Genomic DNA, 18,121 nt, shown 5'->3' with positions numbered 1-18,121 from the left:
CTTACGGGCGGGTCAAAGCTTTCTTTTTACTCTGAGGGAGATATACACAATGGCAATTAAAATCGGTATTAACGGTTTCGGTCGTATCGGTCGTATGGCTTTTCGCGCGATTGCAAAGGAATTCCAGGATATGGAAGTGGTCGCGATCAATGACCTGCTGGAGCCTGACTATCTGGCCTACATGCTCAAGCATGATTCCGTGCACGGTCGTTTCGACGGCGAAGTATCCGTCGACAACGGTGCCCTGATCGTCAACGGCAACAAGATCCGTCTGACCGCCGAACGTGATCCCGCCAACCTGAAATGGGACGAAGTGGGTGTGGACGTGGTGTTGGAATGCACCGGTTTCTTCCTGACCGAAGAAACCTGTCAGAAGCACATCGATGCCGGTGCTAAGAAGGTGGTTCAGTCCGCACCATCCAAAGACGCCACTCCGATGTTCGTCTACGGCGTCAATGAAGCCGACTACGCGGGACAGGCCATTGTCTCCGCCGCTTCCTGTACCACCAATTGCCTGGCACCCCTGGCCAAGGTCATTCACGACAAGTTCGGCATCAAGCGCGGCCTGATGACTACGGTGCATGCGGCGACCGCCACACAGAAGACTGTCGACGGTCCTTCCATGAAAGACTGGCGCGGCGGCCGCGGCATCCTGGAGAACATCATTCCGTCTTCCACCGGGGCCGCCAAGGCCGTGGGTAAGGTGCTGCCCGATCTGAACGGCAAGCTGACCGGCATGGCCTTTCGCGTGCCGACCTCCGACGTGTCCGTGGTCGACCTGACCGTTGAGTTGAACAAAGACGCTTCTTATGAAGACATCTGCGCTGCCGTCAAAGACGCCGCCGAGAACGGTGGCGCCATCAGCGAGACCCTGGCGTACACCGAAGAGAAGGTGGTATCCACCGACTTCCGCGGTGTCAGCTATTCATCCATCTTCGATGCCGGCGCCGGTATCGCCTTGGATGGCAGTTTCGTCAAACTGGTCGCCTGGTACGACAACGAGTACGGTTACACCTGCAATATGATGCGTTTTGTTCGTCACGTGGCGAATAACTAAAACTGCAGAGATATAAAGTAAAGATGTAAAGAGTAATGAAAAACAAGGTGGCGGGCGTACGTCCGCCTCTTGTTTTTTTGCTCTTTTCTCTTTGTGCTGAATTGCGGAGTAATTTGCTGAAGGACCGCCTTGAGCAAATTTTTTCGAAACACATCAGGAGATAAACCCAATGTCCGTAATCAAGATGACTGATCTGGAACTGGCAGGTAAGCGTGTATTGATTCGCCAGGACCTCAACGTGCCGGTGAAGAACGGCAAGGTCTCTTCAGACAAGCGTATCCGCGCCTCCCTGCCGACCATCGAAAAGGCCTTGGCTGCGGGTGGCGCGGTGATGATCATGTCTCACCTGGGGCGCCCCACCGAAGGCGAGTACAGCGATGAGTTTTCTCTGGCGCCGGTGGCCGAGCATATGAGCAATCTGCTGGGCAAGCCGGTAAAGTTGATCAAGGATTATCTGGACGGCGTCGAGCTGGGTGACGGCGAAGTGGCCATCCTGGAAAACGTTCGCTTCAATGTGGGCGAGAAGAAAAATGACGATGCGCTGGCCAAGAAATATGCCGCACTCTGCGATGTCTTCGTGATGGACGCCTTCGGTACCGCGCATCGCGCCCAGGGTTCCACCCACGGCGTGGCCAAGTACGCCCCCACCGCTTGCGCCGGTCCCCTGCTGGCCGATGAGCTGGATGCATTGGGCAAGGCGCTGGACAATCCCAAACGTCCCATGGTCGCGATTGTCGGCGGTTCCAAGGTGTCCACCAAGCTGACCGTGTTGGAATCTCTCTCCAAGAAGGTCGACCAGTTGATCGTCGGCGGCGGCATCGCCAATACCTTCATCGCGGCGGCGGGCTATAACGTCGGTAAATCATTGTACGAAGCCGATCTGGTTGACACCTGTGACAGGTTGACGGCGGATGCCACGTCCCGCGGCGCCGAGATCCCGGTCCCTACGGACGTGGTCTGCGGCAAGGAATTCTCTGAAACCGCGCAAGCGACACTCAAAGCGGTGACTGAAGTGTCTGACGATGACATGATCTTCGACATCGGTCCCGAGACCTCAAAGCAACTGGCCGAGATCCTCAAGGACGCCGGCACCATCGTTTGGAACGGCCCGGTAGGCGTGTTTGAGTTCGATCAATTCGGCGAAGGCACCAAGGCCTTGTCACTGGCGATCGCCGAGTCCGCTGCCTTCTCAATCGCCGGTGGCGGTGATACCCTGGCCGCGGTTGATAAGTACGATATTGCTGATAAAGTATCCTACATTTCCACCGGCGGCGGCGCCTTCCTCGAATTCCTGGAAGGCAAGACCCTGCCGGCTGTGGCCATTTTGGAAGAGCGTGCCGCCAACTAGAATTTATGGTGTTTTCCCCGGCGTTTTCCCGGGGAAGTTTGAAGTTATATAACGATAATAAATACGAATAGGTGTAAATCCACACATATGTTTAGACGCACAAAGATTGTTGCGACCCTTGGGCCGGCAACGGATGACCCGAAAGCACTGGATGAGCTGATTCAAGCCGGTGTTGACGTGGTGCGCGCCAATTTTTCCCACGGTTCGGCTGAAGAACACATCAATCGCGCCGAGGCGGTACGCAATCGCGCCCGCGCGCACGGACGCCAAGTCGGCGTGCTCGCCGACCTGCAGGGTCCTAAGATTCGCACCGAGCGTTTCAAGGACGGCAAGGTCAAACTCGCCGAAGGTCAGCGCTTCATCCTCGACGCCGCCTGCGCCACCAACGACGGTGATCAGGAGCGTGTCGGCCTGACTTACAAAGAGCTGCCCAATGACGTCAACCGCGGCGATACGCTGTTGCTCGACGACGGCCGCATCGTGCTGTGGGTAGAAGAGGTCCAAGGCCAGGAAATCGTTTGTAAGGTGCAGGTGGGGGGTATGCTCTCCAACAACAAGGGCATCAATCGTATGGGCGGGGGGCTGTCCGCCGCCGCATTGACGGAAAAAGACAAGGCGGACATCAAGACCGCCGCCGAGATGCAGGCCGATTATGTGGCCATCTCCTTTCCGCGCAAGGCCGATGACGTGCATCTGGCCCGCGAACTGCTGCGCGAGGCCGGCGGCCACGGCGGCATCGTGGCCAAGATCGAACGGGCCGAAGCCGTGGACGATGCCGAAGAGATTATTGCCGCCTCCGACGCTATCATGATCGCCCGCGGCGATCTGGGCGTGGAGATCGGCGACGCCGAACTGCCGGCGGTGCAGAAACGCCTGATCAAGATGGCGCGCGCCATGAACCGTGTCGTCATTACCGCCACCCAGATGATGGAGAGCATGATCGAGAACCCCATCCCCACGCGGGCGGAGGTCTTCGACGTGGCCAATGCCGTGCTGGACGGCACCGACGCGGTGATGCTGTCTGCCGAAACCGCCGCCGGCAAATATCCGGCCAAGGCGGTTGCGGCCATGGCGCGTATTTGTATCAGCGCCGAGAAGGAGGAGCTGGCCAGCACCTCGGATCATCGTATCAACACCCGTTTTAGCCGTGTCGACGAGGCCATCGCCATGGCGGCCATGTATGCCGCCAATCATCTTGGCGTCAAGGCCATCGCCTGCCTGACCGAGTCGGGTGCGACTCCATTGTGGATGTCGCGTATCAGTTCCGGGATTCCGATTTATGCCCTGACACCTCATGTGGAAACGCGCCGCAAGGTGACTTTGTATCGCGGTGTTTGTCCCGTCAGTTTTACCCATACCACCACCGACCATTCGGTGGTCAATAAAGAGGCGGTGGACGAGTTGATGCGGCGCGGTGCGGTGCGCAACGGCGATCTTGTGATCATTACCAAAGGGGATCTCATGGGGGTCTTGGGCGGTACCAACGCGCTGAAGATCGTGCGCGTCGGGGATATGCATGAACCCTCCTCCACAGAGGCATGACAGCGTTCTTTTTATTTGTAACAACACTCTAAGTTTAGGAGATTGATATGGCTCTAATTTCAATGCGTCAATTGTTGGACTACGCGGCAGAGAATGATTTCGGCCTGCCGGCGTTCAATGTCAATAACATGGAACAGGTTCACGCTATCATGCAGGCGGCTAATGCCGTTGATTCACCTGTCATCATGCAGGGTTCCGCGGGCGCCCGTTCGTATGCCGGCGAGCCCTTCCTGCGTCACCTGATCTCCGCCGCGATCGAGCAGTATCCTCACATCCCGGTGGTTATGCACCAGGACCATGGTTCCGAGCCGGCTGTATGCCTGCGTTCCATTCAGTCCGGTTTTTCCTCGGTCATGATGGACGGTTCGCTGATGCCCGACATGAAGACCCCGGCGACCTACGAGTACAATGTCGAAGTCACTCGCAAGGTGGTTGAGATGGCTCACGCCGGCGGTGTTTCCGTCGAAGGCGAGCTGGGTTGTCTGGGGTCTCTGGAAACCGGCCAGGCGGGCGAAGAAGACGGCCACGGGGCCGAAGGTACCCTGGACATGGATCAGCTATTGACCGATCCCGAAGAGGCCAAGGACTTTGTCCAGAAGACCGGCGTAGACGCCCTGGCCATCGCCATCGGTACCTCGCACGGTGCCTACAAGTTTACCAAGGCACCCACCGGTGACATTCTGCGTATCGACCGTGTACGTGAAATCAACGCCGTCCTGCCCAACACGCATCTGGTTATGCACGGTTCTTCCTCTGTGCCCCAGGATTGGCTGGAGATCATCAACAGCTTCGGCGGCGACATGGGTCAGACCTATGGCGTGCCCGTCGATGAGATCGTGGAAGGCATCAAGAACGGCGTGCGTAAGGTCAATATTGATACCGACTTGCGCATGGCCTCGACCGGTGCGGTGCGCAAGCACCTGGCCGAAAACCCGGCCAACTTCGACCCGCGTAAATTCCTGAAGGAATCTACCAAGGCGATGATGGAGATCTGTAAGGCGCGTTACGAGGCCTTCGGCTGTGCCGGTCATGCTTCCAAGATCAAGGCCAAGTCTCTGGAAAAGATGATCGACTTCTACAAGTAAGCGGTTACTTTTGTAGATATTAAGAGGGCGGGTTTATCCCGCCCTTTTTTGTTTGATTGCGCTGCGCGCAGGGTTTAATTTTGATGCGGGATTTCGCCCCGCAAGGCGAGTGACTTTCTTGTGGCGACAAGAAAGTCACCAAAGAAACGCTCCCGGCGACTTGCCCCATCAGCAAAAAGCGCTGCTGGGGTTCCCTGCGCTTCTCAGAAATTAAGGGGCTCTCCAGACAGGCCATCCCTGGCCTGGCTGGAGAGTTCGCGCGTCCATGCGCGAACCCTGACGGGCCTTTCCTTAATTTCTTCCGATGCTCGGCGGCGTCGGACGGGATTGGCGGGCAAGGTTCAACGCTTGTGGCACATCCGATTTGGAATAAGCGGGTTTCAAAACTGCATGGATGCTTCTTGCAAGCGTTAGGGCTAAGATGGGTTGGAAGATCCCGTATGACGCCGCCGAGCACCGCAGCCCATAGCGGAAACAAGCGCTCTTTGTCTGAGCCCGGGAGCGATAGCGAGCGGGCGAGTTCTAGAGTGCGCCGCTATGGGCGAGGAGCGCAGGGCACCGGATTGGTTTTTTTTACCAATCCGGCAAGTCATCCGGGCGGCCTTTTCTTTGGTTCGTTTCTTTTGGCCGCGCAAAAGAAATGAACCCGGCCGCGGTCCGGAAACCGCATCAAAATCAAACCCTGCGCGCAGCGCAAACACGGTCTTCACGAATTAAACGTTGTAATACCCTCGATACCACTCCACAAACCGCCCAATCCCATCCTCAATGGAAGTGGCCGGCTTGAAGCCGACATCGTTCATCAAATCATCCACATTGGCAAAGGTGGCCGGCACGTCACCGGGCTGCAGCGGCAGCATGTTCTTTTCCGCCTCCATGCCCAGGCATTCCTCAATGACTTCGATGAAGCGCAGCAATTCCACAGGCTGGTTGTTGCCGATATTGTAGATGCGATAGGGGGCGTAGCTGGTGCCGGTGTCCGGATCATCACTCGACCAGTCGGGGTTGGGGGTGGCGACCTTGTCCAGGGTGCGTACCACGCCTTCCACGATATCGTCGATATAGGTGAAGTCGCGCCGGCACTTGCCGTAGTTGAAGACATCGATGGGCTTGCCTTCCAAAATCGCCTTGGTGAACAGGAACAGGGCCATGTCGGGGCGGCCCCAGGGCCCGTAGACGGTGAAGAAACGCAGCCCGGTGGTCGGCAGCTGGTAGAGATGGCTGTAGGTGTGGGCCATCAGCTCGTTGGCCTTTTTCGAGGCGGCGTAGAGACTGACCGGGTGGTCCACGTTGTCGTGCACCGAAAAGGGCATCTTGGTGTTGGCGCCGTAGACCGAGCTGCTGGAGGCGTAGACCAGGTGCTTCACTTCGTTGTGGCGGCAGCCCTCCAGGATGTTGGTGGTGCCCTGGATATTGCTGTCGATGTAGGCGTGCGGATTGATCAGGGAATAACGCACGCCGGCCTGGGCGGCCAGATGCACCACCCGGTCGGGTTTGTGATCGCTGAACAATCTGGCCACGCCGTCACGGTCTTCCAGGTCCAGGCGGATATCGGTGAATCCGTCCCGGGCAATGAGGCGCGCCAGGCGGTCCTGTTTCAATGTCACGTCGTAGTAATCGTTGAGATTATCCAGGCCTACCACTTCGTCGCCGCGGTCGAGTAGGGCGTGGGACACATTGGAGCCGATAAAGCCGGCGCTGCCTGTTACTAATACCTTCATGCTTGAGTTCGCCTTTTTGACTGATTATAGGCGGCCGTCTACGGTGCCTGCGGGAAACACGTACTTGACGTCATAGATGACGCAGTTGGGTTTGCCCAGGGCCTTAATGCCCTCCAGTCCCATCTTTTCAAACTGGCGGTGATTGACCGCCAGAATGATGGCGTCATAACTGCCAGGCTGGGCCTCGGCGACGGGACTGATGTCGTACTCGTGTTGGGCCTCGGCCGGGTTGACCCAGGGGTCATAGACATCGATCTGGCAGTGGTAGTCCGCGAACTCGTCGAGGATGTCGACCACGCGGGTATTGCGCAGATCGGGACAGTTCTCCTTGAAGGTCAAGCCCATAATGAGGATCTTGGCGTCTACCACGGCGATGCGCTTCTGGGTCATCAACTTGACCACCTGTTGGGCGACATAGGCGCCCATGCCGTCGTTGATGCGCCGGCCGGCCAGGATCATCTCCGGTTGATAGCCGATCTCCTGCGCCTTGTGGGTCAGGTAATAGGGGTCGACGCCGATGCAGTGACCGCCCACCAGGCCGGGGCGAAAGGGCAGAAAATTCCACTTGGTGCCGGCGGCCTTGAGCACCTCTTCGGTGTCGATGCCGAGGCGGTTGAAGATCAGGGCCAGTTCGTTGATCAGGGCGATGTTGACGTCGCGCTGGGTATTCTCGATCACCTTGGCGGCCTCGGCGACGCGGATGCTGCTGGCCTTGTGAGTACCGGCTTCGATCACCTGTTGGTAGAGTTCGTCGACGAAATCGGCGATCTCGGGCGTGGAGCCAGAGGTGACTTTTAGAATGTTGGTGACGCGATGTTCCTTGTCGCCGGGATTGATGCGCTCGGGGCTGTAACCGGCATAAAAGTCCGTGTTATAGCTCATGCCCGATTGGGCCTCCATGATGGGGATACAGACCTCTTCCGTGGCGCCGGGATAGACCGTGGACTCGAAAATGACGATGTCGCCTTTTTTTAACAGCTTGCCGACGGTCTGGCTGGCGCCGATCAGGGGCGACAGGTCGGGGCGTTTGTGGTTGTCGATGGGGGTGGGCACGGTGACGACATAGACATTGCAATCCTTCAAGTCCGCCGGGTTGCTGGTGTAGCTGAGTTGGGTGGCCTTGATCAGCTCCTCGGGCTCCACCTCCAGCGAGCTGTCTTTGCCCGCCTTGAGCTCGTCGATGCGGCCCTGGTTGATGTCCAGGCCGACGACGGGCATCTTTTTGCCGAATTCTACCGCCAGCGGCAGGCCGACATAACCCAGACCGATCATGCCGATTTTTACGTTTTTCAAGGTGTGCATGGAGGGCTCCTGCTAAATGACGGGTTGGGTTATACCTCGGCCGATGGCGTAATAAGTAAAGCCGAGTTGCGCCATTATGTCCGGATCGTAGATATTGCGGCCGTCGAAAATCACGGGGTTCTTGAGGCTCTGTTTGATCTGATCGAAATTGGGGCTGCGGAATACCTTCCACTCGGTGGCCACGGTCAGGGCGTCGGCGTTTTCCAAGGCCGCCTCGGGTGAGTCGCACAATACCAGGTCGTCGCGCTCGCCATAGAGACGGGCCGTTTCTTCCAAGGCCTCGGGGTCATAGGCGCGTACCTTGGCCCCCTTGTCCCACAGGGCCTCCATCAGGGTGCGGCTGGGGGCCTCGCGCATGTCATCGGTATTGGGCTTGAAGGCCAGGCCCCACAGGGCGATCGTCTTGCCCTGCAGCTCGTTGTCGAAATGATCCACGATCTTGGTGAACAGGCGCTGTTTCTGGAACTTGTTGACCGCCTCCACGGCCTCCAGCAAGGAGGCCTGGTAACCGATCTGCCGGGCGGTGCGCTCCAGCGCCTGGACGTCCTTGGGGAAGCAGGAGCCGCCGTAGCCGCAGCCGGGGTAGATAAAGTGATAACCGATGCGCGGATCGGAGCCGATACCGATGCGCACCTGTTCGATGTCGGCACCCAGCTTCTCCGCCATGTTGGCCAGTTCGTTCATGAAGCTGATCTTGGTGGCCAGCATGGCGTTGGCGGCGTATTTGGTCAGCTCCGCGGAGCGGATATCCATGGCGATGACGCGGTCGTGATTGCGGTTGAAGGGGGCGTACAGGGCGCGCAGCAGTTCGGTGGTGCGCGGATTATCGGTACCGACGATGATGCGGTCGGGCTTCATGAAGTCGTCGACGGCGGCGCCCTCTTTGAGGAATTCCGGATTGGAGACCACGTCGAAATCCACATCTTTTCCGAGGTTCTTTTGTGTTTCCAAGACCTTGGCGCGGACCTTGTCGGCGGTGCCGACGGGCACGGTGGATTTGTCCACGATCACCTTGTAGTCCTGCATGTGGCTGCCGATGCTCTCGGCCACGGCCAGCACATATTGCAGATCGGCGGAACCGTCTTCATCCGGCGGCGTGCCGACGGCGATAAACTGGAACAGGCCGTGGTTCACCCCTTCTGCCACATCGGTGGAGAATTTCAGCCGACCCGCTTCATGATTGGCATGCACGATGGCCTCGAGTCCGGGCTCGTAAATAGGAATAATCCCTTGATTAAGCTTGGTTATTTTGTCCGCATCGATGTCGATACAAAGCACGTCGTTACCGACGTCGGCGAGGCAGGCGCCGGTCACGAGTCCGACGTAGCCGGAGCCAAAGACTGTTATTTTCATAGGGTGGTCCTGTCAAAACTAATAGAAGCGAGTGTTCGGCCGTCAAAGATATCAAAGCTTCACCGCGGCGTCAGTATGGATTTGAAATTTTATTATTGTTTTCCTGCCGTTATACTTAGTGAACAGGACGTCCGTCGGTTCGGATTAAGGAAGATTTGTGTCAACTCTGTTATTTGACTTGTTGCAACACCCTGAATTTATAGAGGGCAGGCATTGGCGCAAAGCGCGCTATGACGCCAACACGCCGATTTTTTCCGAAGGTGACAGCGGTCGGGAGCTGTATCTGGTGCTGGACGGTACGTTGCGGGTGCTGGGCAAGTTGGATCTGGACGCGCAACGTCATATCCAGCCGGGGTTCGGCGAACTCGGGCCGAGGGATATTTTCGGTGAGTTGGTGTTGTTCGATGAGATGACGCGTTCCGCCACCGTGATGACGGTCTCCGAGTCCGAGCTGGCGGTACTGGACGGGGATGAACTGCTACGGTTTCTGGATGCCCACCCCGAGATCGGCTATCCGCTCCTCAAGGAGCTGATGACGGTGATGGTGGGGCGTTTGCGCAAGGCCAATCAACGCATCTTTTCCCTGTTCGCCTGGGGGCTTAAATCCAAAGGGCTGGATACGCTTTTGTAATTAAAACGCTGTAGATTGATGCGGCATGGTCGATATGTCGGGTTGAGCGCCATCAAGGTCGGATACAATCACGTACCACGCAGGTTAGCCATTACTTAAAAATACCAACAATGCTCAGGCTCTTCAGACATTATATCCCCGTCTCCTTCGTTCTTCTGGTTTTTGTAGAACTGTTGTTGTTTTGGGGCGCGATTTATCTCGGCGCCGAGCTGCGCTTTCTCGGCAGCGAGATCGACAATGACCTGCTGCCGCTGTGGCCCAAGGCCTTGTTGTTCGCCTCGGTGATGTTCCTCTCACTGACGGCCATGGGGTTGTATAAAAATCTCTATCGCGAGGGCATCGAGGGCACCATCCTGCGGCTTGGGCTGAGCATGCTGATCGCCTTGGCGGCCATGAGTCTGGTGTTCTATCTCGTGCCCCATCTGTTTCTTGGTCGCGGCGCCTTTGCCTGGGCCTTTTTCATCGCTGTGCTGGGAATCATTCTGGTGCGGTTTTTCTTTATGAAATTTATCGACAATGAATCGCTGAAGCGTCGTGTCTTGGTGTTGGGGGCGGGCAAGCGTGCTCAGCAGTTCAAGTTGTTGCGCCGTAAGGGCGATCAGATCGGTTTCAAGATTCTGGGCTTTGTGCATGTGCACGGCGAACACGATGTGATACCGCGCGAAAACGTGATCCATATCGATACTCCGCTCATCGATTACGCCATGCAGCACCACATCCAGGAAATCGTGGTCGCCATCGAGGATCGGCGCAAGTCCTTCCCGGTGGAAGACCTGCTTGACTGCAAGATGAGCGGTATCGATGTGGTGGATCTGCAGAGCTTTTTCGAGCGCGAGACCGGCAAGGTCAGGCTCGAGACGCTGCACCCCAGCTGGCTGGTGTATTCGGACGGCTTTCGTCACATCGGGTTTCAACACATGGTCAAACGCGGTTCCGACATCTTCGCCAGTTCCCTGATCCTGTTTTTTACCTGGCCGATCATGTTGGCGGCCGCCATCGCCATTTGGGCGGAAAGCGGTTTCAGGGGGCCGGTGCTTTACCGTCAGGTGCGCGTCGGCCAGAACTGGCGCCTGTTTCAGGTGCTCAAGTTCCGCAGTATGGTGATCAATGCGGAAAAGGACGGTACGCCGCAGTGGGCGCAGAAAAACGACAGCCGCATCACCCGCACCGGCAAGTTCATCCGCCGCAGCCGCATCGACGAACTGCCCCAGATCTTCAACGTGCTGCGCGGCGATATGAGCTTCATCGGCCCGCGTCCCGAGCGGCCGGAGTTCGTCGAACAACTGGCGGATAAAATCCCCTATTACGCCGAGCGCCACCGGGTCAAGCCGGGCATCACCGGCTGGGCCCAGGTGCGTTATCCCTACGGCGCCTCGGATGAGGATGCCCGGGAAAAGTTGCAATACGATCTCTACTATGTAAAAAATTACAGCCTGTTTCTCGATTGCCTGATTTTGTTTCAGACCGCCGAAGTGGTCATCTTCGGCCAGGGCGCACGTTAATACGCCGTGGGTCCGCTTGGGTGCATATTCGTTAAGATTTCTCGTCCATGACTGATACCTCGGCAGCCTTACATCCCGGTGTGTGGGGTTACGCCCTGGCCGCCGCTGGCTATGTGCTGCTGGCCGTGTTGTTGCTGACCAGTTGGCGCGGTCGCTTGCAGGGCGGGTTATTGCTGGCCCTCAGTCTGGTGTCGGCGCTGTGGGCCGGCTCCCTGGCCTACGCCCTGGCTTATGCCTTGCCGCTGTCGATTCAGTACGCCGCGCTGGAATTGCTGCGCAGCGGTGTGGCGCTGTTGTTTCTCTACAAGATCCTGCCGCTGGGTAAAGGCCTTGACTCGTCCAATGTCAGCGGCCTGCGCTGGATGGCTTACGCCGTGGCGGCGGTCTGGGTTTGCGTGCTGGCGCTGCATGGCTACACCTGGTTTTATGAGCAATCCGTCGCCGCCACGCTCGGTTACGATCCGCGCTTTGCCGGACACCTGGTCCTGGCGCTGTTCGGCTTGGTGCTGGTCGAGCACTTGTTTCGCAACAGCCCACCGCAGCAACGCTGGGCCATCAAGTATCTGTGTCTGGGCTTGGGCGGGCTGTTCGCGTACGACTTTTATCTCTATTCCAATGCGGTGCTGTTCAACACCGTGGATCGCGAACTCTGGGACGTGCGCGGCTTTATTCATATCCTGGTGATTCCCTTGATCGCCGTGTCGGCGGCACGTAACCCGCAATGGTCGCTGGATGTGTTTGTCTCCCGGCGCATGGTATTCCACAGCGCCGCCATCCTCGGGGCCGGCACCTATCTCACCTTGATGGCCTTGGGGGGCTATGCCATCCGCTTTCTGGGCGGCGACTGGGGCACCCTGGCCCAGGTGATCTTTCTGTTCGGCGCCGCCCTGTTGCTGTTTGCCTTGATGTTTTCCGGGCAGGTGCGGGCCCGGGTGCGGGTATTTCTCAGCAAGCATTTTTTCAACTACAAATACGACTACCGCGAGGAGTGGCTGAGCTTCATCGGCGCCCTGGCCAGCGAGGAACCCGGGCCCGGCCTGAGCGAGCGCATCCTGCAGGCCCTGGCGGCCATCGTCGACAGCCCGGGCGGCTTGCTGTGGGTGGTCGACGAGCAAACCGGCCGCTTCGAGTTGGCCAGTGAGTGGAACGCCACCGGTCCCGCCGCAGTGGCGGCGGACGACGCCCTGGTGGAGTTTCTCAAGACCAGCGAGTGGCTGGTGGATCTGGATGAGTGGGCGGTGGCGCCCGAGGTCTACGCGTCCTTGACGCTGCCCGCCTGGCTGGCGGCAATCGAGCGCGCCTGGCTGGTGATACCGTTATTCCAGAATCGGCGTATGATTGGCATGGTGCTGCTGCTGCAGTCGCGCGCCGCGCACACGATCAACTGGGAGGACCGCGACCTGCTCAAGACCGCCGCCAGCCAGGCGGCCAGTTATCTGGCTTTATCCCGGGCCAGCGCCGAGCTGGCCAATGCGCGCCAGTTCGAGGCCTTCAACCGGCTGTCGGCCTATGTGGTCCATGACCTTAAGAATGTCGTGGGTCAATTGTCGCTGGTGGTGGCCAACGCCAAGAAGTTCGGCCACAAGCAGGAATTTGTCGACGACGCCATGGCCACGGTGGATAACGCCGTCAACAAGATGCAGCGCATGCTCACCCAGTTGCGCCAAGGGCGTGAAGCGCAGCGCAGCTCGGTCGCCGTGCGCCTGTCGCCCCTGCTGGAAGAGGTGGTGCGCCAGCGTTCGGCACAGCAGCCGGTGCCGGTGTTCAGCGCGGGCGATACCGGTGTGAGTGTCATCGCCGAGCATGACCGCCTGGCGGCGGTGATCGAGCATGTGGTGCAGAACGCCCAGGAGGCCAGCGCCGCCGATGGCCGGGTGGAGCTGCGGTTGACTTCGGATAGTCAAAATGCTGTCATCGAAATACAAGACAACGGCTGCGGCATGGACGAAAAATTTATCCGCGATCGGCTGTTCCGTCCCTTCGACACCACCAAGGGGAATGCTGGCATGGGCATCGGCGCCTATGAGTGCCGCGAGTTCGTGCGCGGCCTGGGCGGAGAGGTGCAGGTGCATAGCCGGCCCGGGGAGGGCACCCTGTTTCGCCTGTCGCTACCCAAGGTGCCAGGTTGATCCGGCGCTGCTCAATTTCTAGATCATTGGAATCGTAAACAGTGAGTCGTGCAAAGCAAGAGCAAAAGAAGCTGCTGGTAGTCGAGGACGATCCCGGCCTGCAGAGCCAGATGAAGTGGTGTTTTGAAGGCTATGACGTCGTGATTGCCGCCGACCGGGGCACAGCCATCAGCGCCCTACGGCGCCACGAGCCGGCGGTGGTGCTGCTCGACCTGGGCTTGCCGCCCGATCCCGAAAATGCCTCCGAAGGCCTGGCCGCACTGGAGGAAATCCTGGCCCTGGCGCCGGCCACCAAGGTGATCGTGGTGACCGGCAACGACGAGCGCGCCAACGCCGTCCAGGCGATCGCCAAGGGCGCCTATGACTTTTATCAAAAGCCGGTGGAACCCGAGGTGCTGGGGCTGTTGGTGGAACGGGCCTACTACCTGTTCGAGCTGGAACAGGAAAACCGCAAGCTGCTGCAGCAGAGCGGCGCCTCGCCCATCGAGGGTATTATCGCCACCAGTCCGCAGATGATGAAGGTCTGCCGCACCATCGAAAAAGTCGCGCCCACCGGGGCGACCACCTTGCTGCTGGGGGAGAGCGGTACGGGTAAAGAGGTCATCGCCCGGGCCCTGCATAATCTCAGCGACCGGGCCAAGAAGCCCTTCGTGGCCATTAACTGCGGCGCCATCCCCGAGACCCTGCTGGAAAGCGAATTGTTCGGTTATGAAAAGGGTGCCTTTACCGGTGCCGGCAAGCAGACCAAGGGCAAGATCGAATATGCCGACGGCGGCACCTTGTTTCTCGATGAGATCGGTGATATTCCCCAATCCTTGCAGGTCAAACTGCTGCGTTTTCTTCAGGAGCGGGTCATCGAACGCCTGGGCGGGCGCGGCGAAATCCCGGTGGATGTGCGCGTAGTCTGCGCCACCAACCAGAATCTCATGCAGCTGGTGGAAAGCGGCGCCTTCCGTGAGGATCTCTATTACCGCATCAGCGAAATCATTATCAACATCCCGCCGCTGCGTGAGCGCGACGGCGATGCCCTGTTGTTGGCCAGGGTGTTCCTGGAACGTTTCGCCCGCGACCATGGCCGCAATCTGCGCGGCTTCACCGAAGACGGTACCCTGGCCGTCGAGAACTACCGCTGGCCCGGCAATGTGCGTGAAATGGAAAACAAGCTCAAGCGCGCCGTGATTATGGCCGAGGGCAATTGCATCAACGCCGAAGCGCTGGAGCTGGACGAAGTGGCCGATGAGGGCAGCATGCCCTTGAATCTGCGCGCGGTGCGCGAGCGCGCCGAGCGTGGCGCCATCGCGCGGGCGATCAATATGTTTGACAATAATATCTCCCAGGCGGCCGAGGCCCTCGGCGTCAGTCGGCCCACCCTGTATGACCTGATGAATAAATACGGTTTGAAGTGATGTGCCGCCGCAGCGGGCGGCGACGCAGATGGAATGGCTGAAATGAAATACTTACCCTTTAAATTAAGCGCCAAGCGCTGCACGCTGGCCGTGTTGTTGGCGCTGGGGCCGACTGCGGTCACGGCCCAACAGGCCGATCGCTATCTCCGCAATGCCGAAGATTATCTTGCGCGGCAGGACTATCAGGCCGCCGTCATCGAATTGAAAAACGCCCTGCAACAGGATCCGCGCCATGTACAGGCCCGTTATCTGCTGGGACAGGCCTATCTAGAGCAGGGCGACGGCGCCGCCGCGGAAAAGGAGATCGCCCGCGCCTTGGAGCTGGGCTTGGCACGGGCCGAGGGCATTCCCCTGCTGGGACGGGCCTATCTGATGCAGGGCGAGGCCGACAAAGTCCTGGATCAGATTCAGATCGATAAGCACGCCGACGCGCGGACGCAGGCCCTGGTGCATGCGCTGCGCGGCGACGCCCAGCTGAGGACGGAATCGATAAGCGCGGCGCGGCAGTCCTACGATGCCGCGTTGGAGCTGCGTCCCGACTTGCCCGAGGCGCTGCTGGGCTTGGCCCGGCTGGCCCTGGTCGCCGGGGACGAGGAGCAGGCCAGGGCGTATGTAAACCGTGCCCTGGCGCAGGCCCCGGACAATATCGACGCCCTGGTGTTCAAGGGCGACTTGTTGTACCGCAGCGGCGACGCCGATGCCGCCCTGGAGGTGTTCCGGCGCGCGCAGGCCATCAAGCCCGGCAACTTCACCGCCTTGCTCGGCAAGGCCATCGCCGAGGTGCGTTTGCGCAAATTTGATTCTGCGGCGGAAGATCTGGGCCGCGTCCTGGAACGGGCGCCGGATCATCCCATGGCCAATTATTTTTACGCCGTGGTACTGTTCCAACAGCAGCAGCTGGACGCCGCCGAAAATGCGCTCCACAAGGTGCTGGTCCAGGCCCCAGGCCATGTTCAGAGCTTGTTGCTACTGGGTGTGACCAACTATTTGCAAGGCGAGCTGGAACAGGCGGAATACTATCTCAGTCAGTTTGTCACCGCGGTGCCCGATCACACCACCGGGCGCAAGGTGCTGGCCAGCGTCTATATCAAGCTGAAGCAAGCCGACCAGGCCATCGCCACCCTCGATGTCATCGCCGATCAAAGCGCCGACGCCCAGCTGCTCGCCCTGCTGGGCACCGCCCATTTGCAACGCGGCGATAACGAAACGGCCACTGAATATCTGCAACGGGCGGTCGAGTTGGCGCCGAATACCGCGGCCCTACGCGCTCAGCTGGCCTTGGGTCGACTGGCCTCCGGTGAAGCGGAGGCCGCCGTCAGTGATCTGGAAATGGCCGTTGATCTGGGCCAGGACATGCCCATGGCGGATATCCTGCTGGTCCATACCCATTTGCGCCAGCAGGCGTTCGATAAGGCGATCGCCGCCGCCCAAAATCTGGTGAAAAAGCATCCCGACAATCCTATGGCTCTCAACCTGCTCGGCGTCAGTCATGCCAATGCCGGGAATCTGGACGCGGCGGAGCGTCAGTTCGAAAAGGTCTTGCAGACCGATCCCGGATACACCGCCGCCTATGCCGGCTTGGCCCAAGTGGCGCTGGGCCAGGCGCGGCCCGAGGCCGCCAAACAGCATTATCTGGATCTGCTGGAGGTGGATGCCAAGCATCTCGGCGCCATGCTGGCGTTGGCACGTCTGGCTGACAGCAATGGCGATCGTGAAACCGCCATGGTGTGGATCAACAAGGCGCGCCAGGCCAAGCCGGAGGCCATCGAGCCCATGCTGTTGCTGGCCAACCACCATCTGACGGCCGGTGAGCCCCTCAAGGCGCTGACGCTGGCCAGGACGGCCTACGATCTGCGCCCGCAGCGCCCCCTGGTGTTGACCCTGTTGGGCAGAGCGCAAATGGCCGCCGGTGACCCAAACAGTGCCCAGGCCACCTTCCGAGAACTGATAGGGCTACAACCCGCTGCACCCGAACCCCTGCTGTTGCTGGCGCAGGCGCAGATCAATGACAAGCAGTGGCGGGCAGCCGCCGAAACCCTGACCCAGGCCGTTACGCTGGATAAGGGCAATGTGCCCGCCCGCCTGTTGTTGGGCCGCGTGAATATCGAGCTGGAGCAGTATCGGCAGGCGACTGAGATAGCCACTCAGCTACAACAGGATCGGCCGACACAGGGGGCGGGTTATGAGCTGGAAGGCGATGTCCATCTCGTGCAAGGCCGGGTGGAGCAAGCTATTGAGGCCTACCGCAGTGCCTTCGCTAAGACTAAGAGCGCTGACTTGGCCGCCAAGCTGCACCGCATCCTGAGGCAGACCGGACGCAGCCAGGAGGCGCTGCAGCCCTTGCAGGCCTGGCTGCAGCAGCACCCCGACGATGCCCATGTCCGCTTGCAGCTGGCCATGGCCTATCAGGGGCTGGGCGAGCTTGATAAGGCGATCGATCATTATCTGCAAACTCTCGCCAGCGAGCCCGACAACGTGGTGGTGTTGAACAACCTGGCTTGGTCTTTTCAGGAACAGGGCGACAAGCGCGCCGTGGAGTATGCGGAGCGGGTCTACCGCCTGGCCGCCGATCGTCCTGCGGTCGTGGATACGGTCGGCTGGATCTTCGTCCAGAACGGTCGCCTCAATCGTGGCTTGGAGCTGTTGCAGGCGGCCAAGATACGTGCACCTCATATCCCCGGCATCGCCTACCATCTCGCCGTGGCCTTCGACCAGGCGGGGCGGCAACAGGAGGCGAAAAAGACCTTGCAGCGCTTGCTGCGGGATTTTGAACGCTTCGATGAGCGCCAGGCGGCACAGCAACTCTTGGAGCGGCTGGACTAGCCGGGCTGTGTTATCGGGCCACCCGGCTCGCCCCCGGTCTAAGCTCAGACGCGTGGCCGCCAGGTGAATCACGCTGCCGAGTTCTCTACGATCCACTGAGGCGCTTCACCGGCTGGCTCCACAGGCGCTAGCCGGCACAACGCCCCTCTCTTGCATGACTCGCTGAACTCTGAAGCGCATAAGCGGCGCCCGCTTGCTCTTGTCTACGGGCACGGACGCATA

The 18,121-nt window shown here is 59.4% G+C and carries 12 protein-coding genes; 9 read left to right on the top strand and 3 right to left on the bottom strand.

What is annotated here, in order from left to right; genetic code table 11:
- Nucleotides 1-49: 49 nt before the first annotated feature.
- The 4 genes from Tel_13820 (at nucleotide 50) to Tel_13805 (ending at nucleotide 5,032) form a co-directional block, all read left to right on the top strand.
- Nucleotides 50-1,057 (top strand): glyceraldehyde-3-phosphate dehydrogenase, encoded by a 1,008-nt coding sequence (locus Tel_13820; GenBank protein ID ALP54124.1) that lies wholly within the window; start codon nucleotides 50-52, stop codon nucleotides 1,055-1,057.
- A 169-nt stretch (nucleotides 1,058-1,226) separates the two neighbouring features.
- Nucleotides 1,227-2,405, top strand: coding sequence for a phosphoglycerate kinase (locus Tel_13815; protein ALP54123.1), 1,179 nt, complete (start codon nucleotides 1,227-1,229; stop codon nucleotides 2,403-2,405).
- An 87-nt stretch (nucleotides 2,406-2,492) separates the two neighbouring features.
- The gene (locus Tel_13810) at nucleotides 2,493-3,947 is read left to right on the top strand and encodes a pyruvate kinase (protein ALP54122.1); all 1,455 of its coding nucleotides are present in this window, start codon (nucleotides 2,493-2,495) and stop codon (nucleotides 3,945-3,947) included.
- 47 nt (nucleotides 3,948-3,994) lie between these two features.
- Nucleotides 3,995-5,032, top strand: coding sequence for a fructose-1,6-bisphosphate aldolase (locus Tel_13805; protein ID ALP54121.1), 1,038 nt, complete (start codon nucleotides 3,995-3,997; stop codon nucleotides 5,030-5,032).
- A 713-nt stretch (nucleotides 5,033-5,745) separates the two neighbouring features.
- Here the strand turns inward: Tel_13805 and Tel_13800 are convergent.
- From Tel_13800 to Tel_13790, 3 genes are read right to left on the bottom strand one after another with little or no spacing between them, the layout of a single operon-like run.
- The gene (locus Tel_13800; GenBank protein ALP54120.1) at nucleotides 5,746-6,753 is read right to left on the bottom strand and encodes a capsular biosynthesis protein CpsI; all 1,008 of its coding nucleotides are present in this window, start codon (nucleotides 6,751-6,753) and stop codon (nucleotides 5,746-5,748) included.
- A gap of 24 nt (nucleotides 6,754-6,777) precedes the next feature.
- Nucleotides 6,778-8,055: a Vi polysaccharide biosynthesis protein VipA/TviB gene (locus Tel_13795; GenBank protein ALP54119.1), complete on the bottom strand. Its 1,278-nt coding sequence runs from the start codon at nucleotides 8,053-8,055 to the stop codon at nucleotides 6,778-6,780.
- A gap of 12 nt (nucleotides 8,056-8,067) precedes the next feature.
- A complete protein-coding gene (locus Tel_13790; GenBank protein ID ALP54118.1) occupies nucleotides 8,068-9,408 on the bottom strand; it encodes a UDP-glucose 6-dehydrogenase in 1,341 nt (446 codons plus the stop codon).
- Nucleotides 9,409-9,586: 178 nt separating this feature from the next.
- Here Tel_13790 and Tel_13785 point away from each other — a divergent pair, with 178 nt between their 5' ends.
- The 5 genes from Tel_13785 (at nucleotide 9,587) to Tel_13765 (ending at nucleotide 17,899) form a co-directional block, all read left to right on the top strand.
- On the top strand, nucleotides 9,587-10,039 hold the full coding sequence (locus tag Tel_13785; GenBank protein ID ALP54117.1) for a hypothetical protein: 453 nt from the start codon (nucleotides 9,587-9,589) through the stop codon (nucleotides 10,037-10,039).
- A gap of 110 nt (nucleotides 10,040-10,149) precedes the next feature.
- Nucleotides 10,150-11,541: a hypothetical protein gene (locus Tel_13780; protein ID ALP54116.1), complete on the top strand. Its 1,392-nt coding sequence runs from the start codon at nucleotides 10,150-10,152 to the stop codon at nucleotides 11,539-11,541.
- A 47-nt stretch (nucleotides 11,542-11,588) separates the two neighbouring features.
- The gene (locus Tel_13775; protein ID ALP54115.1) at nucleotides 11,589-13,670 is read left to right on the top strand and encodes a hypothetical protein; all 2,082 of its coding nucleotides are present in this window, start codon (nucleotides 11,589-11,591) and stop codon (nucleotides 13,668-13,670) included.
- Between the two features lie 41 nt (nucleotides 13,671-13,711).
- The gene (locus Tel_13770) at nucleotides 13,712-15,076 is read left to right on the top strand and encodes a PEP-CTERM-box response regulator transcription factor (GenBank protein ID ALP54114.1); all 1,365 of its coding nucleotides are present in this window, start codon (nucleotides 13,712-13,714) and stop codon (nucleotides 15,074-15,076) included.
- A gap of 42 nt (nucleotides 15,077-15,118) precedes the next feature.
- Entirely contained in the window at nucleotides 15,119-17,899 is a 2,781-nt protein-coding gene (locus Tel_13765) for a hypothetical protein (protein ALP54113.1), read from the top strand.
- The last annotated feature ends 222 nt before the right edge of the window (nucleotides 17,900-18,121 follow it).

It is taken from the genome of Candidatus Tenderia electrophaga, assembly GCA_001447805.1.
Classification (GTDB): Bacteria; Pseudomonadota; Gammaproteobacteria; order Tenderiales; family Tenderiaceae; genus Tenderia; species Tenderia electrophaga.
Note: the sequence above shows the minus strand (reverse complement) of the source record. Positions and strands in the feature narration are given on the sequence as shown.

Bases quoted from the DNA above. Each gene is read 5' to 3' on its own strand.
- Tel_13775 (ALP54115.1), top strand. From the start codon at position 11,589: ATGACTGATACCTCGGCAGCCTTACATCCCGGTGTGTGGGGTTACGCC.
- Tel_13820 (ALP54124.1), top strand. From the start codon at position 50: ATGGCAATTAAAATCGGTATTAACGGTTTCGGTCGTATCGGTCGTATG.
- Tel_13805 (ALP54121.1), top strand. From the start codon at position 3,995: ATGGCTCTAATTTCAATGCGTCAATTGTTGGACTACGCGGCAGAGAAT.
- Tel_13765 (ALP54113.1), top strand. From the start codon at position 15,119: ATGAAATACTTACCCTTTAAATTAAGCGCCAAGCGCTGCACGCTGGCC.
- Tel_13800 (ALP54120.1), bottom strand. From the start codon at position 6,753: ATGAAGGTATTAGTAACAGGCAGCGCCGGCTTTATCGGCTCCAATGTG.
- Tel_13815 (ALP54123.1), top strand. From the start codon at position 1,227: ATGTCCGTAATCAAGATGACTGATCTGGAACTGGCAGGTAAGCGTGTA.
- Tel_13810 (ALP54122.1), top strand. From the start codon at position 2,493: ATGTTTAGACGCACAAAGATTGTTGCGACCCTTGGGCCGGCAACGGAT.
- Tel_13780 (ALP54116.1), top strand. From the start codon at position 10,150: ATGCTCAGGCTCTTCAGACATTATATCCCCGTCTCCTTCGTTCTTCTG.
- Tel_13795 (ALP54119.1), bottom strand. From the start codon at position 8,055: ATGCACACCTTGAAAAACGTAAAAATCGGCATGATCGGTCTGGGTTAT.
- Tel_13790 (ALP54118.1), bottom strand. From the start codon at position 9,408: ATGAAAATAACAGTCTTTGGCTCCGGCTACGTCGGACTCGTGACCGGC.